Annotated in this window: 14 protein-coding genes; 10 read left to right on the top strand and 4 right to left on the bottom strand. The window is 71.2% G+C overall.

What is annotated here, in order from left to right; all coding sequences use genetic code 11:
* The first annotated feature begins 91 nt into the window (after positions 1-91).
* Positions 92-2,509: a glycoside hydrolase N-terminal domain-containing protein gene (locus HEP85_RS03580; protein ID WP_168526125.1), complete on the top strand. Its 2,418-nt coding sequence runs from the start codon at positions 92-94 to the stop codon at positions 2,507-2,509.
* Positions 2,506-3,777, top strand: a complete 1,272-nt coding sequence (locus HEP85_RS03575; RefSeq protein WP_168526123.1) for an SGNH/GDSL hydrolase family protein — start codon at positions 2,506-2,508, stop codon at positions 3,775-3,777. Before HEP85_RS03580 ends, HEP85_RS03575 begins: the two co-directional genes overlap by 4 nt.
* A gap of 21 nt (positions 3,778-3,798) precedes the next feature.
* On the opposite strand, the gene HEP85_RS03570 is transcribed toward HEP85_RS03575, so the two are convergent.
* The gene (locus HEP85_RS03570) at positions 3,799-5,607 is read right to left on the bottom strand and encodes a coagulation factor 5/8 type domain-containing protein (RefSeq protein WP_168526122.1); all 1,809 of its coding nucleotides are present in this window, start codon (positions 5,605-5,607) and stop codon (positions 3,799-3,801) included.
* A 431-nt stretch (positions 5,608-6,038) separates the two neighbouring features.
* Here HEP85_RS03570 and HEP85_RS03565 point away from each other — a divergent pair, with 431 nt between their 5' ends.
* The 4 genes from HEP85_RS03565 to HEP85_RS03550 all read left to right on the top strand — a co-directional run bounded on the left by HEP85_RS03565 (position 6,039) and on the right by HEP85_RS03550 (position 11,150).
* Positions 6,039-7,133 (top strand): DUF1996 domain-containing protein, encoded by a 1,095-nt coding sequence (locus HEP85_RS03565; protein WP_168526120.1) that lies wholly within the window; start codon positions 6,039-6,041, stop codon positions 7,131-7,133.
* 120 nt (positions 7,134-7,253) lie between these two features.
* Positions 7,254-9,002: a discoidin domain-containing protein gene (locus tag HEP85_RS03560; RefSeq protein WP_369657573.1), complete on the top strand. Its 1,749-nt coding sequence runs from the start codon at positions 7,254-7,256 to the stop codon at positions 9,000-9,002.
* 62 nt (positions 9,003-9,064) lie between these two features.
* The gene (locus HEP85_RS03555; RefSeq protein ID WP_168526118.1) at positions 9,065-10,105 is read left to right on the top strand and encodes a LacI family DNA-binding transcriptional regulator; all 1,041 of its coding nucleotides are present in this window, start codon (positions 9,065-9,067) and stop codon (positions 10,103-10,105) included.
* Between the two features lie 166 nt (positions 10,106-10,271).
* Positions 10,272-11,150 carry a universal stress protein gene (locus HEP85_RS03550; RefSeq protein ID WP_356012333.1) on the top strand — a complete coding sequence of 293 codons (879 nt, stop codon included), beginning with the start codon at positions 10,272-10,274 and terminating at the stop codon, positions 11,148-11,150.
* Positions 11,151-11,266: 116 nt separating this feature from the next.
* Here HEP85_RS03550 and HEP85_RS03545 read toward each other — a convergent pair whose 3' ends face one another.
* The gene (locus HEP85_RS03545) at positions 11,267-11,620 is read right to left on the bottom strand and encodes a hypothetical protein (protein ID WP_168526116.1); all 354 of its coding nucleotides are present in this window, start codon (positions 11,618-11,620) and stop codon (positions 11,267-11,269) included.
* A gap of 108 nt (positions 11,621-11,728) precedes the next feature.
* Between HEP85_RS03545 and HEP85_RS03540 the strand changes: the two genes are divergently transcribed.
* Both HEP85_RS03540 and HEP85_RS03535 read left to right on the top strand, forming a co-directional pair.
* On the top strand, positions 11,729-12,394 hold the full coding sequence (locus HEP85_RS03540) for an NUDIX domain-containing protein (protein ID WP_168533279.1): 666 nt from the start codon (positions 11,729-11,731) through the stop codon (positions 12,392-12,394).
* 72 nt (positions 12,395-12,466) lie between these two features.
* The gene (locus HEP85_RS03535) at positions 12,467-13,453 is read left to right on the top strand and encodes an aldo/keto reductase (protein WP_168526114.1); all 987 of its coding nucleotides are present in this window, start codon (positions 12,467-12,469) and stop codon (positions 13,451-13,453) included.
* Between the two features lie 93 nt (positions 13,454-13,546).
* Here the strand turns inward: HEP85_RS03535 and HEP85_RS03530 are convergent, their stop codons facing one another.
* Positions 13,547-16,093, bottom strand: coding sequence for a SpoIIE family protein phosphatase (locus HEP85_RS03530; protein WP_168526112.1), 2,547 nt, complete (start codon positions 16,091-16,093; stop codon positions 13,547-13,549).
* Positions 16,094-16,387: 294 nt separating this feature from the next.
* Positions 16,388-17,305, bottom strand: a complete 918-nt coding sequence (locus tag HEP85_RS03525) for a LysR family transcriptional regulator ArgP (protein ID WP_168533277.1) — start codon at positions 17,303-17,305, stop codon at positions 16,388-16,390.
* A gap of 69 nt (positions 17,306-17,374) precedes the next feature.
* On the opposite strand from HEP85_RS03525, the gene HEP85_RS03520 reads away from it, so the two are divergent.
* Together HEP85_RS03520 and HEP85_RS03515 are read left to right on the top strand one after the other, a co-directional pair.
* Positions 17,375-17,986, top strand: a complete 612-nt coding sequence (locus tag HEP85_RS03520; protein ID WP_168526110.1) for a LysE/ArgO family amino acid transporter — start codon at positions 17,375-17,377, stop codon at positions 17,984-17,986.
* A 116-nt stretch (positions 17,987-18,102) separates the two neighbouring features.
* Positions 18,103-19,455 carry an MFS transporter gene (locus HEP85_RS03515; RefSeq protein WP_168526108.1) on the top strand — a complete coding sequence of 451 codons (1,353 nt, stop codon included), beginning with the start codon at positions 18,103-18,105 and terminating at the stop codon, positions 19,453-19,455.
* Positions 19,456-19,508 lie beyond the last annotated feature (53 nt).

The following is a 19,508-nucleotide window of genomic DNA, read 5'->3' as shown; positions in this document are numbered from 1 at the left end:
CGCCGACGGTCCGCAGCCGTCGTTCCCGCACGAGCCGTTCCCGCACGAGCCGTTCCCGCATGAGCCGTTCTCGGATTTGGAGTGCACCACCGTGGACATCCAGCACACCGAACCACGCGACAACACGCCCAGTCGCAGGGGCTTCCTCGCCCTCGCCGCCGCTGCCGGCGCGGCCACCGCTCTCGGAGCGCTGCCCGCCTTCACCGCGTCGGCGGCTCCCCGGCGTCCCACCGAGTCACCTTTGTTGTCCCCGGCCGACGCCGCGCGGAACCAGCTGTGGTGGCAGGCTCCCGGCTCCGCCCACTCGATGATCGAGCAGGGGCTGCCGGTGGGGAACGGACGTCTCGGGGCGCTCGTGAGCAACGACCCCGCCGACGAACTCCTGATGATCACCGACGCCACGCTGTGGACCGGCCATCTCAACGACAAGCTGCAGAGCGACGGCCAGTTCCCCTACGGGCGCGACGACTTCGGGTCACTCACCCTGCTGGCCAGGCTCGACGTGACCATCCCGGACCACGACCTGGGCGGCGTCGACAACTACCGTCGCACCCTCGACCTGGCCCAGGGCCTGGTCACCACCTCGTACGACGTCGCGGGCGTGACCTACCGGCGGGAGATCTTCGCCAGCCGCCCCGACGACGCCATCGTCCTGTACTTCTCCCAGCGGGGCGGCGGCTCCTACACCGGTACCGTCTCCCTCGCCGGCACCCATGGCGAGTCCACCACCGCCAACAGCGCCGGACGCTACGCGTCGTTCGGCGCCTCCCTCGCCAACGGCCTCAAGTACGGCGCCGCCGTCACCGCGTACAGCAGCACGGGCCGGGTCCGCGTCGACGGTACGTCGATCGCCTTCAACGGCTGCAAGGACCTCACGGTCGTCGTCAGCGGCGGCACCGACTACGCGCCCGATGCGGCGAAGAAGTTCCGCGACCCGTCCCTGGCCCCGGAGCGTCTCGCCAGGACCAAGGTCCTGAACGCGGCGGGCCACTCGGCGAGCACCCTGCTCCACACCCATGTCGCGGACTTCCGGAACGTGTTCGGACAGCTGGACATCAACCTCGGTACGTCGTCAGCCGCGCAGCGCGAACTGGACACCTGGGAGCGGATACAGGCACGCCACCGGGACGACGTCCCGGACCCGGAACTGGAGGCCGCCTACCTGCAGTTCGGCCGCTACCTGATGATCTCCGGATCGCGGGGCAGTCTGCCGATGGGCCTTCAGGGTCCCTGGCTGGACGGCAACGACCCGGACTGGATGGCCGATTACCACACCGACATCAACATCCAGATGAACTACTGGATGGCCGACCGGGCGGGTCTGTCCGACTGCTTCGACGCCCTCACGGACTACTGCCTCGCGCAGCTGTCCTCGTGGACGGACGTCACCCAGCGGCTGTTCAACGACCCGTCCAACCGCTACCGGAACTCCAGCGGGAAGATCGCCGGCTGGACCGTGGCGATCTCCACCAACCCGTACGGCGGGGGCGGCTGGTGGTGGCATCCGGCGGGCAACGCCTGGCTCTGCCAGAGCCTGTTCGAGCACTACGAGTATACTCAGGACCGTACCTACCTGAAGAAGATCTACCCGCTCCTCAAGGGCGCCGTGGAGTTCTGGGAGGCCCGTCTCGTCACCACGACCGTCACCGACGCGTCCGGCGCGTCGCGTGAGGTCCTGGTCGCGGACAGCGACTGGTCGCCCGAGCAGGGTCCACTGGACGCCAAGGGCATCACCTACGCCCAGGAACTCGTGTGGAACCTCTTCGGCAACTTCCGCACCGCGACCGAGGTACTCGCCAGGGACGCCGCCTACAGCAAGGCCGTCGACGGTCTCCGTAAGCGCCTGTACCTGCCCGTGGTCAGTCCCAAGACCGGCTGGCTGGAGGAGTGGATGTCGCCCGACAACCTCGGCGAGACCACGCACCGGCACCTCTCCCCGCTCATCGGGCTCTTCCCCGGCGACCGGATCCGTCCGGACGACTCCACGCCGAAGGACATCGTCGCCGGCGCGACGGCTCTCCTCACCGCGCGCGGTATGAACAGCTTCGGCTGGGCCAACGCCTGGCGCAGTCTGTGCTGGGCGCGGCTCAAGGACGCGGAGAAGGCCTACCAGCTCGTCGTCAACAACCTCAAGCCGTCGTCGGACGGCAGCAACGGCAGCGCGATGAACCTCTTCGACATCTACGAGGTCGAGCAGGGCCGCGGCATCTTCCAGATCGAGGCGAACTTCGGCACCCCGGCCGCGATCGTGGAGATGCTGGTCTACTCGCGCCCCGGCCACGTCGAACTGCTGCCCGCGCTGCCCGCCGCCTGGTCGGCATCCGGCTCGGTGGCCGGTGTGGGTGTCCGCGGAGGCTTCGTCGTCGACCTCAGCTGGAAGAACGGCAAGGTCACCCGGGCGACGGTGAAGAGCGTCGGCGGCCGTGCCACCACGGTCGTCGCGGGCGGCACCGCACGGAAGATCACGCTTACGCCGGGTGAGTCCGTCACGCTCCGGAACCTCGGATGAGCGCCGTCTCGTACCGCCGCCGTGCGGTGGGCGTCTTCTCGGCCCTCGTCATGGCCCTGTGCGGACCCCTGGCCGCCTCGTCGACGGCGCAGGCGCAGCAGGTGACCCAGCCGCCGGCGAAGGTTCCGAGCACGGTGGCGAACCCTGCCGCCGCCAAGGGCAGACACTCCGTCGTCACCTGGGGTGCCGGCGCCGACCGGCAGGGCGCCGGGCCCGCCGACCGCAGCTACCGCCTGATCGTGCGCACCAGCGTCGGCGGCACCGGCCTGCGGATCCGGCTGTCCAACGCCTTCGGCGAGCACCCGGTGACCTTCGCCAGCGCGTACGCCGGGTTGCGCAGACAGGGTGCGGAGCTGGTCCACGGCTCCAACCGGCGGCTCTCCTTCAACGGTGGAGCCCCGTCCGTGACCGTCCCCGCCGGACAGGTGGTGCTGAGCGATCCGCTGCCCGGGAAGCTGGCCGCCCGGAGCGATCTGGTGATCAGCCTGTACGTGACGGGCGCCGAGGGACCCACGACCGGTCACGGCATGGCCATGCAGACCAACTACGCGACCGCGGGCGACCACGCCGCCGAGGAGGGCGCGGCCAACTGGACCGATCCGATGGGCTCCTGGTACTGGCTGGACGCCGTCGACGTGGAGACGCCCACGGCGGTCGGCTCGGTGGTGACCCTCGGTGACTCCATCACCGACGGATGGGCCTCGACCACGGACGGCAACCGTCGCTGGCCCGACTACCTGTCCCAGCGGCTGCAGGCGGCGCCCGGCATCCCCGTGAAGGGAGTGGCGAACGAGGGGATCTCGGGCAACAAGGTGCTCGCGGACGGTGCCGGACAGGCCGCGCTGAACCGGCTGGACCGCGATGTGCTCTCCCAGCCCGGGGTGCGGACGGTGTTCCTGTTCGAAGGGATCAACGACATCAAGGCCCACACCGGCGTCACGGTGGACGACATGATCGCCGGCTACCGCCAGATCATCGACCGGGCGCACGCGGCGGGCAAGTGTGTCGTCGGAGCGACCGTCATGCCGTTCAAGGACTGGTCCGAGTACGACGCCGCCTCCGAGGCGGTGCGGCAGGGCGTCAACGAGTGGATCAGGACCAGCGGCGCGCTCGACGGCGTGACGGACTTCGACAGGATCACCCGCAGTCCCTACGACCCGCAGCGCATCCTGCCCTTCTTCGACGGCGGCGACCACCTGCACCCCAACGACAAGGGGATGCAGGCGATGGCCGACGCGGTCGACCTCGGGAGCCTGACCGCCTGCTGAGAGCCGGCCCCCGGGGCACGGTCAGGGGTAGGAGACCACCGTGGACGGCACGGTGGAGGTCCCTGAGGTGGGTGCCCCGGTGTCGTTGACGACCCGCTCGTACTGCCCGTTGCCGCCCAGTGAGACGACCAGGAGGTTGTGGAACTTCACCCCCGGTTTGTTCGGTGCCGCGAACCCGTGGTGCTGGACGATCGTCGGATCGACGTTGTAGTAGCAGTAGCTGCCCAGGCCCCATCCCTCGTGCGTGGTCACGGAGTCGGCGACCTTGTAGGCCGCGTACCCCTTGATCCCGCCGTTCTGGATGGCGGCCTGGTTCGGCGCGTCGTACGCCTTCTCGTTCTGGAAGAAGATCGTGCGCCCGCGCTCGCCGTACCACTGGACGTCGTACTTGTTGAAGTGCTCGACGAACAGGCCGGTGGCCAGGACGTCGGAGCCGTTGACGCGGATCCCGTAGTCGGCCCGGTTGGTCTCCCAGCCGACGCCGGTGCCGTGGTCGGCGCGCCAGACCCAGGTGTGGTCGATGATCGTGTGACGGCTGTTGATGACCATGCTGGTGGTGGCCTTGCCGGCGCCCGCGCCGCCGATCCGGACGAAGACGTCCTGCACGGTGGTCGGGTTGGCGGAGTGGTCCGCGGAGGCCCCGGCCGGCCCGACCTCCAGGAGGGTGGAGGAGTTGACGGGACCGGCGTCGATCAGGAAGCCGGCCAGCCGTACCCCGTCGACGTCCGCCGTCCTGAGCGCGGTGACGCCGTTGTCCGGGATCAGGGTGGCGTAACCGAGGCCCAGGACCACGGTGCCCGCGCGATTGACCTGGATCGGCTGGTCGAGGTGGTAGATGCCCGGCGTCAGCAGCAGATGGAGGCCCTGAGTGAGCGCGGCGTTCAGGGTGGCGGCGGAGACGCCCGGTTTGGCCACGTAGAACTGGCTGAGCGGCAGCGACGTTCCGCGCGGGGTGCCGCTGCCCCAGGTGGTGCCGCGCGCGTTGGTCCGCTTCTCCGGCAGGAAGACGCGGTACTCGCTGCCGCTCAGGTAGAGGAACGGCTTCTCCCGCGAGACCGGTGTGGTGTCGAGCGTGGTGTAGGGCGGGTTCGGGAAGGACTGCGCGGGTGCGCCCTGGACACCGGAGAACACCATGTTCCAGACGGCGTTGGTCCAGCCGCCCACCGAACTGTCGCGGGTGTACCACTGCTGCTGCGAGTACGGTCCGACCGAGCCGTCGACGCGGCTGTCGGCGATGTAGCCGCCGCTGGCCCAGCCGTAGCCGCTGGGCGCCAGATTGAGGCCGCCCTTGATGTGCATCCGACGGAAGGGGGCGGCCTGCGCGACCGCCCACCGGTTGGTGCCGTTGACCGGGCTGAGGGCGAGGTTCTCCGCCGAGCGCCAGAAGTTCTGGGTCGCGTTGCCGTTGAACCACCCCGCGTCGACGGTCACGTCGCCGTTGATGGTGGTGTCGTCAGGGGACAGCCCGAGGCCCGCGATCGAGGTGTAGAAGCCGAGCTGGGCATTGAGCCCGTTGTAGGTGCCCGGCTTGAACAGCAGCGCGAAGCGTCCCGTGCCGAACTGGGCCGACTCCTGCTGCCGGAAGACCTGGTCCAGCCTGGACTGGATACCGGCGGTGGATGGGTCGAAGACGATGACGTTGGGGCCGAGGTCGCCGCCGCCCGGCAGGGCCTGCGGCTGTTTCACGGGCGCGGCGGGGGCGGCGGATGCCGGCGAGGACAGTCCGAGCAGCCCGGGAGCGGCGGCAGCGGCGGCCATCGCGCCGAGTACGGAACGCCGTGCCACCGGCGACCGGCCCGAGTCCTGGGCCTCTGTGGGGGTTGAAGGCATGGGGGCGACTCTCCTGGTTCAGGAAGTGAACGGTGGGAGGTACGGGGAGCGCTCTCTTGCCGATGCATGCTTCATCCAGGTGAACGACGCGTCAAGAGTTGTGACCGGAGTCCCGGATGTTGTTGCGGAGTGAACAGTCAACTCGGCCTGTCGATGCGGTAGTTCGCGAGCATATGGACCCCATTCGGCGGGCGTTCCGAGTCGTGCCTGCGTTCAAGAGGTGCGCGAAGGGCCGGGAGTGATCCTCCGTCCATTTCCCTTGACACTCCTGTGTCACCGCCACAACACTCCTGGCTGGGAGAGCGCTCTCCCATGCATCCCGGCACATGTGATGGTCCGTCACGCGGGCGACCGCGGCAGCACCGTGCACCCCACGCCGCTCACGGCCGCCCGACCCCCACCGCCCCCATCGACGTGGCAGGAGGGTCTCCATGGCACGGAGATCGAAGATCGTCTCAGGAATCCTGATGTCCAGCGCGCTGGTTCTGACCTCGCTAGGCCTGGCCGGAGTGGCGATGAGCGCCGACCCGGCGGCCGGCCCGGCATCGTCCGTGGCCGTGTCGACGACCGTGCACACGGGTCACGCGATGCCGGCCTCGACGCTCGCCTCGCCCGAGGACCCGGACGGCGACGGCTACATCCCGGCGAACCCGCCGGTGACCGGGGTCGTCCCTTCCAAGGCGGAGCCGGCGCACCGCTACTTCCACGAGTTCCAGGCGAACTGTTCGGTGTCCCACACCCGGCCCGACGACCCGATCGTCTACCCGGGCCAGCCCGGCAAGTCGCACGACCACACCTTCATGGGCAACACCACGACGAACGCGGCCAGCACCACCGCCTCGCTCGACGCCGGTGGCACCACCTGCAAGGCGCCCGGCGACAGGTCGGCCTACTGGATGCCGACCCTGCTCAAGGGCAGCACGCCGGTGCTTCCGGTGGGTCCGCAGGTCATCTACTACAAGGCCGGCGTCACCGACTACACCAGCGTGCGGCCCTTCCCGAAGGGGCTGCGCTTCGTCGTCGGCAATCCCATGCAGTCGGCGGCCGACTTCCGCAACCACCGTGGTTTCGTGGAGGGGTGGGAGTGCGGCGACAGCTTCTTCAACATCGACTTCCCGCAGCAGTGCCCGGACAGGCAGGACGTCCAGCTCAACATCCGTTTCCAGGCCCCCAGTTGCTGGGACGGAAAATACCTGGACACCCCCAACCACCAGAGCCACATGGCGTATCCGGTCGTCAACCCCGGCACCAACAACAACATCTGCCCGGACGACCACCCGGTCGCCCTGCCGATGATCGAGTTCAAGATGGCCTTCCCGGTCAACGGTGACATGTCCCAGGTCAGGCTGGCGAGCGGCGCCGGCTACTCGTTCCACTACGACTTCTTCAACGCGTGGGACGCGCCGACCCTCAAGGCGCTCGTCGACCACTGTGTCGTCGGCGGACTCCAGTGCGACGCCCGCGGCTACGACCAGACGCACCCCGAGGCGGGCGCGGCGCTGGACGCGAACTACCGGCTCCCCTGACGCGGTCGCGTCCCGCCGGTCCGGAACACGGCCCGGTAGGCGGGACGCCCTCGCCCTTCGCCCCGCCTCCTCTGACTTCCCCTCGCCCCGCCCCCTCACCCGCACACCGGACGGACACCCATGACCGGATCCCGAACCACCCGGCGCCGTATCGCGGCGCCCGTCACCGCGGCCCTGCTCGCCGCGGGGGCCCTCGCCCTGCCGTCCCACCCCGCACAGGCGGTAAGCAGCGTCGTCAAGGTCACCGGCTCGCAGGGCAACTGGCAACTGACCGTCGACGGAAGCCCGTACCAGATCAAGGGCCTCACCTGGGGGCCGTCCACCGCCGACGCCGGGCGCTACATGCCCGACCTGAAGTCGATGGGTGTCAACACCGTCCGCACCTGGGGCACCGACGCCTCCAGCAAGCCGCTCTTCGACGCGGCGGCCGCTCAGGGCATCAAGGTGATCGCCGGCTTCTGGCTGCAGCCCGGCGGCGGCCCCGGCAGCGGCGGCTGCGTGAACTACCTGACGGACACCGCCTACAAGAACCAGGTGCTCGACGAGTTCCCCCAATGGGCAGCCACCTACAAGGACAACCCCGGTGTCCTGATGTGGAACGTCGGCAACGAGTCCGTGCTCGGACTGCAGAACTGCTACAGCGGCGACGAACTGGAGCGCCAGCGCGACGCCTACACCACGCTCGTCAACGACATCACCAAGAAGATCCACGTCGTCGACCCCAACCACCCGGTCACCTCGACCGACGCGTGGACCGGCGCGTGGCCCTACTACAAGAAGAACGCGCCCGACCTCGACCTGTACGCCGTGAACGCCTACAACGCCGTCTGCGACGTGAAGTCGGCCTGGCAACAGGGCGGTTACACCAAGCCCTACATCATCACCGAGACCGGCCCGGCGGGCGAGTGGGAGGTACCGGACGACGCCAACGGCATCCCCGCCGAACCCACCGACCCGGCCAAGGCCGACGGATACACCCGGGCGTGGAACTGCGTCACCGGGCACCGGGGTGTCGCGCTCGGAGCCACGATGTTCCACTACGGAACCGAGTACGACTTCGGCGGCATCTGGTTCAACCTGCTGCCCGCGGGCGAGAAGAGGCTGTCGTACTACGCCGTGAAGAGGGCGTACGGCGCGGACACCTCCCACGACAACACCCCGCCCGTCATCTCCGCCCTGACCGTCGAGGGCGACGCGGCCAAGGTGCCCGCCGGGGGTGACCTCACCCTCTCGGTCAAGGCCACGGACCCCAACGGCGATCCGATCACGTACGAGGTCCTGGACAACAGCAATTACCTCGACCAGAGCAAGCAGTTGATCCCGCTGCCCTCCACCGACCTCGGCGGCGGCCGCCTCAGGGTGACCGCACCGGACCGGCCCGGCGTCTGGAAGATCTACGTCAAGGCCAAGGACGGCAAGGGCAACGTCGGTGTCGAGTCCCACTCCGTGCGGGTGGTGCCGCCCGTGCCGAGCGGTACGAACGTCGCTCTCGGAAAGCCTGCCACGGCGTCCTCGTCCCAGGCGGGCGGCGGTGACTGCCCCTGCACCGCCGCGGGCGCCGTCGACGGCAACCTCACCACCCGCTGGGCCGGCGACTGGAGCGACCCCCAGTGGCTCCGCGTCGACCTCGGCACCCGCACCTCGTTCCGGCACGTGCAACTGGTGTGGGAGACCTCGTACGCGAAGGCCTACACCGTGCAGACGTCGGACGACGGACAGAACTGGACGACCGTCCGCTCGGTCACCGACGGCAACGGCGGCGTCGACGACCTCGACGTCTCGGGCACCGGCCGCTATGTGCGCGTCAACGGCACCGCCCGCGGGACCGGATGGGGCTACTCGCTCTACGAGTTCGGTGTCTACCGCTGATTCGGAGCTCGATGGGAGAGCGCTCTATCCCGGCGCAGTACGCGGCGGTTAGGGTGCGGGGCATGAGCAGACAGGCCCCCACGCTGGAGGATGTCGCGCGGGAGGCCGGTGTCTCCCGCGCGACGGTTTCCCGGGTCATCAACGGTGTCCGCAACGTCGATCCCGGTATTCAGGAAGTGGTGCGCCAGGCGGTCGAGCGGACCGGATACGCCCCCAACCGGGCCGCCAGATCACTGGTGACCCGACGGACCCAGACGGTCGCGCTGATCGTCTCCGGCGCGGGCGACACCTCGGACGGCGAGCAGAACGCCTTCACGGCACGGGTGTTCGCGGACCCGTTCTTCGGACGGGTCGTCGCCGGCGTGGTGGGCTATCTGCGGCCCCGCTCGATGCATCCGCTGCTGATGTTCGCCGAATCCCCCGAAGCCAGACAGCAAGTGCTGTCGGACCTGCGGCAGGGCAGCGCGGACGGCGCTCTCGTCGTCTCCACCCACGCCGACGACCCGATGCCGGCGCTGCTCGCCGACGCCGGCGTGCCCGCCGTCCTCTTCGCCCGGCCGTCGCGGCCCGTCCCCCTGAGCTACGTCGACCTCGCGCACCGGGACGGCGCGCGACAGGCCGCCGAGCATCTGCTGAAGCGGGGCTGCCGACGGATCGTCACGGTCACGGGACCGCTACGGTTGGGCGCGAGTCAGGACCGGCTCGCCGGGTTCCGCGACACGATGGCGCGCAGCGGGCATCCGTACGTGCCGGTCGCCGAGGGCGGGTTCACCCTGGACAGCGGAATGGCCGCCATGTCCGGACTGCTGGCCGAACACCCGGACGTGGACGGGGTGTTCGCCGCCAACGACCTGATGGCCCAGGGCGCCTGCCAGGTGCTGCGGGAGCGCGGCAGACGGGTGCCGGACGATGTCGCGGTCGTCGGCTTCGACGACTCCAGCGTGGCGGCGACCTGCAGGCCCGCGCTGACCACCGTGCGTCAGCCGGTCGAGGAGATGGCCTCGACGATGGCCGGTCTCCTCGACGAGCACATCCAGGGCCTGCGCACCGAGCCCACCTCGGTGATCTTCGACCCGGAACTCGTGGTGAGAGAGTCCGCGTAGGGACCCCTACGTGCCCGCTCGCACGACGCGCGACGACGCATGGCTGTGCCCGACGGAGGGGTCCGGCCCCGCCCGCGCCGTGCGTCGCCGATGATGACGGACACTGGAGCGTCAGGTTGCGGAGCGAGCCGGCAGGACGACCGGCCGGCGGCGGGAAGGCAGGCGAATGACCCACCCGATCACCGTGGGCGTGGACGGATCACCCGAGAGCAGGGCCGCGGCGGCGTGGGCGGGCAGGGAAGCCGTCCGCCGCGGCGTGCCCCTGCGCGTGATGTCCGCGTGGCACTGGCCGCCCCACGGCATGCTGGACGGCGCCGGCCCCGACCGGGACGATCAGGCCCGCTGGGCCCGGGAGATGGTCCGCGACGTCGCCCGTAAGGTCGCCGACGCGCACCCGGACCTGCCGGTCTCCGACGAGGTGGTGGTGGGCCCGGCCGTGGACACCCTGGTCGCCGAGGCGGCCGGTGCCCGCGCGCTGGTGCTCGGTTCGCGCGGCCACGGCGCCGTCGTGGGGTTCCTGCTCGGTTCGGTCGGGCAGCAGGTGATCGCCGAGGCCGGCTGCCCCGTCGTGCTGGTGCGCGCCGACGACCGGGCGGCGCCCGAGGCGGCGGGCCGGGAGATCGTCGTGGGTCAGCAGGGCGAGCCCGAGGACAGCGCGGCCGCCCTGGAGTTCGCGTTCGAGACGGCGGCGGTCCGTGGCGCCGGGGTACGCGCGGTACGTGCCTGGAGTCTGCCGCCGGTGTTCGCCTACAGCCCGGGTTCACTGAGACTGCTGGACGAGGCCGGCGGTCTGGAACCGTACGAGACGAAGGCGCTCGCCGAGGCGTTGCGGCCGTGGCGTGAGCGGTTTCCCGGCGTACCCGTCACCCCGCACGTCGAGATGGGGAGCGCAGGCCAGGTCCTCCTCGAGCAGACCGCCGGCGCTCAGTTGATCGTCGTCGGACGCCGGGCGCACCGCTCCGCGCTGGGTTCACGGATCGGTTCGGTCGCGCACGCGGTGATCCACCATGCTCCGTGTCCGGTGGCGGTGGTCCCGCACTCCTGAGCCCCGGGCGGGCGCGAAGACCCACTGCCGCCCGGCCGTGCCGCCCGGCCGTGCCGCCTGGCCGTGCTGCCTCGCCGTGCCGACGGCCGGTGCCACGGCGAGGCGGTCGGCGGCGGCTACTCGTTCTCGGCCCTGGACATCCGCAGAGCGAGGTCCTGGAGCAGATCGGCGGTCTTGATGTCGGTCTGTCCGGAGTCGTGGACGTCGGCGAGCTCCGAGAAGAGGAAGGCGAAGGCACCCACGAGGGAGATCGTGGCGGGCAGATAGGCGTCCGCGACGGCCTGTCCGGCCTCCGCGGGCCCGGCGTCGGCGGGCACCTCGACACGGGGGAAGACCTCGGTGACGAGCGCACCGAGTTGCGTCTCGGTCGATTCGGCCTCGGCGTCCTCGTCCTGGGCGATCCTGCGGACCATCGCGTTGGTCTCGGTGAGCACGCCGATGGCGCGCAGGATGATCTCCGTCTGTTCCATGCCGAGAGCCTAGACGGGCGAAGCCCCGCTGTGGCCTCGATGTTCGTGCCGCGATGATAGACAGTGGCCATGAACGACCACTCCCGTGCGGAGCGCGCACAGCGCTCGATGACCGCCGGCATCGACACCCCGGACCGCCGGGGCCGCACCGGGCTCGACCGGACGGGCCTGGGCCTGACCGGCAACCCCCGGGTCAGGGTCCGGGACGTGAAACTCCTGTCCAGCCACTGGTACGTGGAGCGCACCACCACCTTCGACTTCCGGCACGCCGACGGTACCTGGAGCACCCAGGAGCGCGAGACGCACGACCGCGGCAACGGAGCCACCCTCCTGCTGTACGACACCGAGCGCCGAACCGTCTTGCTGACCAGGCAGTTCCGCTACCCGGTGTACACCAACGGGCACCCGGACGGGATGCTCGTCGAGACACCGGGCGGACTGCTCGACGAGGCGGACGAGCACCCCGAGGTCGCCGTGCGCCGTGAGGTCGTCGAGGAGACCGGGCACACCGTCGGCGAGGTCCAGCATGTCTTCGACGTCTACATGAGCCCGGGCTCGGTCACCGAGCGGGTGAGTTTCTACGCCGCCCACTACGGGCCGTCCACCCGCACTCACGAGGGTGGCGGGCTGGAGGAGGAGGGCGAGGACATCGAGGTCGTCGAACTGCCCTTCCGTGACGCCCTGGCCATGATCCGCGGCGGGCAGATCGCCGACGCCAAGACGATCATGCTGTTGCAGTGGGCCGCTCTGGAGGGCCCGTTCGCAGGCACTTGACCTGAAGTGCTCTTCAAGTCGCAGACTCCCGTTCGGGCCCGCGGATGCCGGGCCCGAACAGGAGGGACCAGCATGAAGTACCGTTCCATCGGCGCCGATCCGGACAACCGCCGTGAGGTGAGCGTGCTCGCGCTCGGCGCGATGCTGTTCGGCTCGGTGACGGACGAGAAGACCTCCTTCGCCGTACTCGACCGCTATGTCGAGGCCGGCGGCAACTTCATCGACACGTCCGACAACTACGCCTTCTGGGTCGACGGCGGCCAGGGCGGCCAGAGCGAGGAACTGCTCGGACGCTGGCGCCGCAGCCGGGGCGTCGGCGACGAGATCGTCTTCGCGACCAAGCTCGGTGCCCGGCCGCTGGCCGTCGGCACCGGGTACACCGACAACCCGGAGGGGCTGTCGGCCAAGACGATCCGCGAAGCCTCCGAGCGCAGCCGGGAACGGCTCGGACTGGAGCGGATCGACCTGCTCTACGCGCACATCGAGGACCGGACCGTCGACATACGGGAGACCGTCGAGGGGTTCGGCGAGCTGGTCGCGGAGGGGGCCGTGGGTCTGCTCGGCGCGAGCAACCACGCCGTCTGGCGGGTCGAGCGGGCCCGCGCCGTCGCCGCCGCCGCGGGGCTTCCCGGCTACGAGGTGCTGCAATACCAGCACAGCCTGCTGCGGCCCCGTACCGACATACCCGACGCGCTCTTCCGGGACGGCAGCCTCGGCGGCACGACCGGCGAACTCCTCGGCTATCTGCGCGCCGAGCCCACCTTGACCCTGGTCGCCTACTCGCCCCTGCTGCGCGGCGCCTACGTCCGCGCGGACAAGCCGCTGCCCGCGGACTACGACCACCCGGGGACACCGCCCCGGCTCGCCGCGCTGCGAGCGGTCGCGCGGGAGACCGGAGCGAGTCCGAACCAGGTGGTGCTCGCCTGGCAGCTGGGTGCCGACCTTCCGGTGATCCCGCTGGTCGGGATGTCGTCCGTGGCACAACTGGAGGAGAACCTGGCGGCCGTGGACCTGGAACTGACGCCGGATCAGCGGGAGCGCCTCGACAGCGCGCACTGAGGTGACCGGTCGCCCCGGCCGTGTCGGGGGCGGCAGGGCGGCCACCCCCCTGGTTGGGTCAAGGGAGACAGCGCGGCCGCCGCCCCGGTGGAGTCAGGGGCGAGGGTCGCGCAGGGACCGGCGGGTGGTGAGCAGCAGGGCGATGTCGTCGGGGCGTTCGGCGGCCTGCCGGGCCTCCTCGGTCAGCAGATCGGCCGCGCGGGACAGCGAGGAGGCGCCGGGGCGGGCGTGCGGGGTGCCCGCCCCGGACAGCTTCGCGCGCACCCTCTCGATACCGTCGTCGATGTCGGTACCGGGCTTCTCGACCAGGCCGTCCGTGTAGAGGGCCAGGACGGCGCCCGGCTCCAGGCGCAGATCCGTCACCGGGTAGCGGGCGTGCGGGTCCACGCCGAGCACCACACCGCCGGGCAGGTTCAGGACCTCGGCGCGGCCGTCGGGGTGGCGCAACAGGGGCTGCGGATGTCCGGCGCGCGCGGCACGGGCGATGCCGGTCACCGGGTCGAGCCGGATGTAGCAGCAACTGGCGAACTGACCGGGATCGAGGTCGATGAGCAGCCGGTTGGTGCCGCTCATCACCTCGTCCGGAGCGTGGTCGCCGAGAGCGAACGCCCGGACGGCACTGCGCAGTTGGCCCATGGTGGCGGCCGCCTGGACGCCGTGTCCCTGGACGTCGCCGATGACCAGGGCGAGTCCGTCGCCCGCCTCCACCACGTCGTACCAGTCGCCGCCCACGTCCATGCCCTCGGTGCCGGGCAGATAGCGTCCGGCCGTTTCCACCTGGGGGTGTGCCGACAGCCGGTGGGGGAGCAGTGCCTCCTGCAGGCCACGGGCGAGGGCGGCCTCGGAGTCGTAGCGCCGCGCTCGTTCCAGGGCCTGTGCGATGAGTCCGGCGAGTGCCGTCAGCACCGCACGCTCCTCGGTGCCGAAGTCGCGCGGACGGTCGAAGCCGAGGATGCAGGAACCGACCGGCCGGCCCGAGGCGATCAGCGGCAGGAAGACCCGCGCGCCCACCTTGGCGTCCAGGGCGATCCCGGGATAGGCGGACTCGAGCCGGGGCATCGACTCGAAGAACAGGGCCCGCCCGGAGGTGAGGGTCTCCACTCCGGGCAGCTCGGCGTCCAGCCCCACCCCGTCGAAGGGGGCGAGGAAGCCTTGAGGGAAGCCGGTCTCCCACGCGAGGTACAGCCGCTGCTCCTGCAACAGGTAGATGGCGAGCTGCCGTCCGCCGAACGCGGGCAGCAGCTCCCGCATGACCACCTCGGACACCTGACGGGCGGTCACGGCCTCGGACAGGGCGATGGCGAGGACGATGGGGTGGTAGAGCCCGGCCGTGGTGACGCTCGACACGGATGCTCCGGGGCCGGGTGCCGTCTCCGCCCGCCGGCCCTCGTCGAGCGGCGCGGCCTCCGCGGCCCTGGTGGTGTCGGCGAGACGCCCCATCGGGATCAGCTTGCACGTCAGGCCGCGGGGGCCGGGATACACCGAGAGGGTCAGCCAGGTGTCGCCGCGGCCCGCCAGGGCGGTCCGGCGTCCTTCGCGCGGGCGGGCGACCTGGAAGTGCACCGGCTCAGGCGACAGCAGCGCGCCGCGCAGATGGTCCTCGTAGGACGGCTGGTCCAGCCAGGGCACGGCCTGCCACAGCGGTCGCCCGAGCAGTTCCCCGTGCGGCCGGCCGAGGAGCTCGGCGGCGCGCGGATTGACGTAGGTGATCAGTCCGAGCCGGTCCAGTGCGAACACGCCCTCCGGGAGGAGGTCGGCCGCATCGGCCGCGGCCGGTCCCGGTCCCGGGTCGACGACCGTCCCACAGACCCGGAACGGCGGGGCGGGCGCGTCGTGTCCGGGGGACAGGTGCAGCAGGCACAGGCCGCCGCTCGACGTGCGCAGGGGCAGCGGATGGGCGGGCGGGTGACCGGCGGCCGTCTCGTGCAGCGCGGCCAGCAGGGCGTGCGGATCCCGCGGGGACAGCCTTCTAGCGAGCGCCTCCGGTGTCCCGGGGAAGGCCCCCGCACCGGTACCGAGCAGGGACCACAACGCGTCGTCCGCGGTGACCGTGCCGCCGACCGGATCCCAGGCGAACCGTCCGGCGCACCGCGGGGAAGGACCGTCGGCGGGCGGGCGCACGCACAACGGTTCGCTGTCCCACGTGACTTCGGACCCGTCCTTCTCCCGGGCCGAGAGCGCGGCGCCCAGACTCTCCGCCACCGCCGTCATCCGGTCGCGGTCCGGCAGCACGTCGGTGGCGTCCGAGGCCGAGGGGCGCAGCACCGTCAGGACGCCGAAGGAGGCCGAGGAGCCCGTCACGGGTACGTACAGTGAGCCGAACTGGAACGGCAGACCGGCCGCGAGCTGCGGATAGCGGCGCATCGTCTCCGTGGCGTCGGCGAGCAGCACCTCCCTGCCCTGCCGGTAGCAGTCGGCGGCGGGGAAGGGCCGGTCCAGGGGCAGTCGCCACCAGGAACGGAACAACTGGTGGGGCAGGCCCGCGAGTACGGCCAGTCTCAGCAGGCCGGGCGTGGACGTGCGCAGGTACACGCCCCCCGCGAAGCCGCGGGCCGCGCGGATCGCGTCCGCCACGGCCCCGTTGAGCAGGACGGCCAGGCCATCCAGCGCGTGGTCCGCCGGCTCGGCGCTCCCAGTCATCGGTCTGTCCTCGTCCGCCTGCCGTCAGGTGACCAGAGCGAATGCGCCGCACCGGCACCAGCCCGCACCTCGACGCCTCCCGCGCCGATCGCCTTTCGTTGGCCTTGGTTTCACTCAGCCGTATCGGCTTCACCCAGCGCGAAAGATACCGCGCCCGCGCCCCGGCGAGGAGTCCCGGGACGATGTCGTCGGCCCGCTCCCGGCCGATGTGCCCCGTGTCCTCGGTCGGAAGCGGCGCTTTTTCGGACCGTGGCGGTCAGGCGGCCGACTCGGTGGGGGCGATCGGGCGGCGGGTCAGGAGGGCGGCGCGGGCCCCAGCGCGTCCGCGGCGGCGGACGCCACGGCCTCGGCGACCACGGCGAGCGCCGGGAAGTCGAGCTTCCACTGCTGCCAGTACAGGGGGACGTCGACGGCCCGGTCCGGGGCGAGGCCGACCAGCCGCCCGGCGCGCAGCAGCGGCCCGGCCTGCGCCTCGGGCACCATGCCCCAGCCGAGCCCGGCGGCGACAGCGTCGACGAACCCCTCCGACGTGGGCACGGAGTGCCGCAGCGGGCTCGCGCCGCGGCCACCGAGCATTCGCGCGGCGAAGCCGTCCTGGAAGTCGTCGTTCCGGTCGAAGACGACCACCGGAGCGTCGGCGAGCAGGTCGTGCAGCGCCGTGTCCGTCCCGGCGCCGAGCCATCGCCCGGCGAAGGCGGGACTCGCAGCCGCCAAGTAGCGCATCCGGCCCAGCGGCCGGACGGAGCAGCCCGCCACCGGGTCGGGCGACGAGGTCACCGCCGCCATCACCGCCCCCTCGCGCAGCAGGGTGGCCGTGTGGTCCTCGTCCTCGCGGCGCAGTTCGAAGCAGAGCCGCAGCTCGCGCGGGACGCGGGTGAGCGCGGGCAGGAACCAGGTGGCGAGCGAGTCGGCGTTCACCGCGATCGACAGCCGTGTCGGCTCCCCGGAGTCGCTCATGCCGAGCTCGGCCCGGGCGTCGCGCTCCAGCCGGGCCAGCCGGCGCGCGAACCGCACGACGATCTCGCCGGACTCGGTCGGGCGCACCGGTTTCGTCCGCGTCAGAAGGACCCGTCCGGTGCGCTGTTCGAGGGCCTTGACGCGTTGGCTGACCGCCGAGGGCGTCACATGCAGGGCGGTGGCCGCCGCGTCGAAGGTGCCCTCGTCGACCACCGCCAGCAGGGTGCGCACCTGGTCGAGGGGGAGTTCCGTCATCACGAGCGCTAATGATACGTAAGAATCTTTAGCTGTACTCTTGACAGTCGTCTTCTTAACGTCGTCGCCATGACCAACGCCCTCACCGCCGCGGCCGCCGGGTTCGGCACCGGCCTCTCGCTCATCGTCGCCATCGGCGCGCAGAACGCCTTCGTGCTGCGCCAGGGCATCCGCCGCGACGCGGTGTTCGCGGTGGTGGGCATCTGCGCGGTCTCCGACGCGGCGCTCATCGCGCTGGGCGTGGGCGGCGTCGGCGCGCTGGTCGTGGCCCGGCCGGAGGCACTCACGGTCGTCGGCCTGGTCGGCGGTGGATTCCTCCTGGTCTACGGAGTCCTCGCCGCCCGTAGGGTGCTGCGTCCCGCGGCGCTGGAGGCGGCGGGCGGTTCCACGGGTTCGTGGCGGCGGACCGTGCTCACCTGCCTGGCGCTGACCTGGCTCAACCCGCACGTCTATCTCGACACCGTCTTCCTGCTCGGCTCCCTCGCGGCCGACCGCGGCCCGTTCCGCTGGACCTTCGGACTCGGGGCGGCGCTGGCGAGCCTGTGCTGGTTCGCCGCGCTGGGCTTCGGCGCCAGGCTGCTCGGCCGCTTCCTGGCCCGGCCCTCGTCGTGGCGGGTGCTGGACGCCCTGGTCGCCGCGACGATGATCGGCATGGGGACCCTGCTGATCGCCGGAGCCTGAGCGACGTACGTCACGCGCCCGTGACGGACCCCGGGGAACGGGCGTGACGGGCCGCACGGGACCCATGGGGACTCCGCACGCTCCTGTTCAGCGATAGTGAACCCTGACACCGAAAGATGTATCGAGCAGCCAGGACGGTCGTGGACACGAGCAAGAGCAGTACGGACGGCACGGACGGCGCACCGGCACCGGTGGACGGGCCGGCCGGTGCGGTGGACCGCGGCCAGCCGGACCGGAGTGGCTGGCGCCGCTGGACGATGGACACCCGCCCGTTGCGGCGTCCGGCGTACCGGAGGCTCTGGTCCTCCACCATCGTCACGTCGGTGGGCAGCCAGCTCACCGCCGTCGCCGTCCCCAAGCAGATCTACGACATCACCGGGTCCTCGGCCTGGGTCGGCTACGCGAGCCTCGCCGGCCTGCTGCCGCTCGTGGTCTTCGCTCTCTGGGGCGGCGCCGTCGCCGACAGCATGGACCGGCGCAAGCTGCTCCTCGTCACCAACACCGGGATAGCCGTCACCTCGCTGCTCTTCTGGATACAGGCCGTCACCGGACTCGGCTCCGTCCTGGTCCTGATGGTCCTGCTCGCCCTCCAGCAGGCCTTCTTCGGCCTGAACGCACCGGCCCGCAACGCGTCGATCGCCCGGCTGGTCCCCGAGGAGGAACTTCCCGCGGCGAACGCGCTCGGCTCGACCGTCATGCAGACGGGCCTGGTGGCCGGACCCCTGCTCGCCGGTGCCCTGATTCCGGTGATCGGCCTGAGCGAGCTGTATCTGATCGACGCGCTCGCGCTGTGCGTCACCGTGTGGGCGGTCGTACAGCTGCCCTCGCTGCCGCCTCTGACGGGAGCGGCGGGCCGCCGCGCGGGCTGGCGCGAGGTCGTCGCGGGGTTCCGCTACATCGCCCTGCACAAGGTGCTGCTGCTGTCCTTCCTCGCCGACATCATCGCCATGGTCTTCGGCATGCCCCGGGCGCTGTTCCCGCAACTCGCCGCCGAGACGTACGCGCCCTACGGTGAAGGTCTCGCGCTCGGGCTGCTGTTCGCGGCGATCCCCATCGGCGCGGTGATCGGCGGACTGATGTCGGGCACGTTCTCCCGTGCGCGCCGGCACGGCCTCATGGTGATCGTCGCGGTCCTGGCCTGGGGCGCCGCCATCACCGGGTTCGGCCTCAGCGACAGCCTGTGGGTGGCCGTGGCGTTCCTCGCGGCCGCCGGAGTCGCCGACATGGTCTCCATGGTCTTCCGCGGGGCGATCCTGCTGTCGGCCGCCACCGACGAGATGCGCGGCCGGATGCAGGGAGTGTTCACCGTGGTGGTCGCGGGCGGCCCGCGCCTCGCCGACGTCCTGCACGGAACGGCCGGTTCCCTCCTGGGGGCCCGCACGGCCGTCGCGGGCGGCGGTCTGCTGGTGATCGCCGCCACGCTGGGCCTGGCCGCCGCGACGCCGGCACTGCGCCGGTACACGGCCTGACCGACGAGCGCCCCGGGGTACCTGGGCCGGTCCTCCGGCCGGGGACCCGGCGG

Origin of the sequence: Streptomyces sp. RPA4-2, assembly GCF_012273515.2 — a bacterium.
Lineage (GTDB): Bacteria > Actinomycetota > Actinomycetes > Streptomycetales > Streptomycetaceae > Streptomyces > Streptomyces kaempferi.
The sequence above is the reverse complement of the archived record's forward strand: the minus strand, read 5'-3'. Positions and strand labels throughout refer to the sequence as shown.

What these genes read in the sequence shown, in the direction of transcription:
- HEP85_RS03575 (WP_168526123.1), top strand. Translation starts at nt 2,506, where the DNA reads ATGAGCGCCGTCTCGTACCGCCGCCGTGCGGTGGGCGTCTTCTCGGCC.
- HEP85_RS03570 (WP_168526122.1), bottom strand. Translation starts at nt 5,607, where the DNA reads ATGCCTTCAACCCCCACAGAGGCCCAGGACTCGGGCCGGTCGCCGGTG.
- HEP85_RS03565 (WP_168526120.1), top strand. Translation starts at nt 6,039, where the DNA reads ATGGCACGGAGATCGAAGATCGTCTCAGGAATCCTGATGTCCAGCGCG.
- HEP85_RS03560 (WP_369657573.1), top strand. Translation starts at nt 7,254, where the DNA reads ATGACCGGATCCCGAACCACCCGGCGCCGTATCGCGGCGCCCGTCACC.
- HEP85_RS03555 (WP_168526118.1), top strand. Translation starts at nt 9,065, where the DNA reads ATGAGCAGACAGGCCCCCACGCTGGAGGATGTCGCGCGGGAGGCCGGT.
- HEP85_RS03550 (WP_356012333.1), top strand. Translation starts at nt 10,272, where the DNA reads ATGACCCACCCGATCACCGTGGGCGTGGACGGATCACCCGAGAGCAGG.
- HEP85_RS03545 (WP_168526116.1), bottom strand. Translation starts at nt 11,620, where the DNA reads ATGGAACAGACGGAGATCATCCTGCGCGCCATCGGCGTGCTCACCGAG.
- HEP85_RS03540 (WP_168533279.1), top strand. Translation starts at nt 11,729, where the DNA reads ATGACCGCCGGCATCGACACCCCGGACCGCCGGGGCCGCACCGGGCTC.
- HEP85_RS03535 (WP_168526114.1), top strand. Translation starts at nt 12,467, where the DNA reads ATGAAGTACCGTTCCATCGGCGCCGATCCGGACAACCGCCGTGAGGTG.
- HEP85_RS03530 (WP_168526112.1), bottom strand. Translation starts at nt 16,093, where the DNA reads ATGACTGGGAGCGCCGAGCCGGCGGACCACGCGCTGGATGGCCTGGCC.
- HEP85_RS03525 (WP_168533277.1), bottom strand. Translation starts at nt 17,305, where the DNA reads ATGACGGAACTCCCCCTCGACCAGGTGCGCACCCTGCTGGCGGTGGTC.
- HEP85_RS03520 (WP_168526110.1), top strand. Translation starts at nt 17,375, where the DNA reads ATGACCAACGCCCTCACCGCCGCGGCCGCCGGGTTCGGCACCGGCCTC.
- HEP85_RS03515 (WP_168526108.1), top strand. Translation starts at nt 18,103, where the DNA reads ATGTATCGAGCAGCCAGGACGGTCGTGGACACGAGCAAGAGCAGTACG.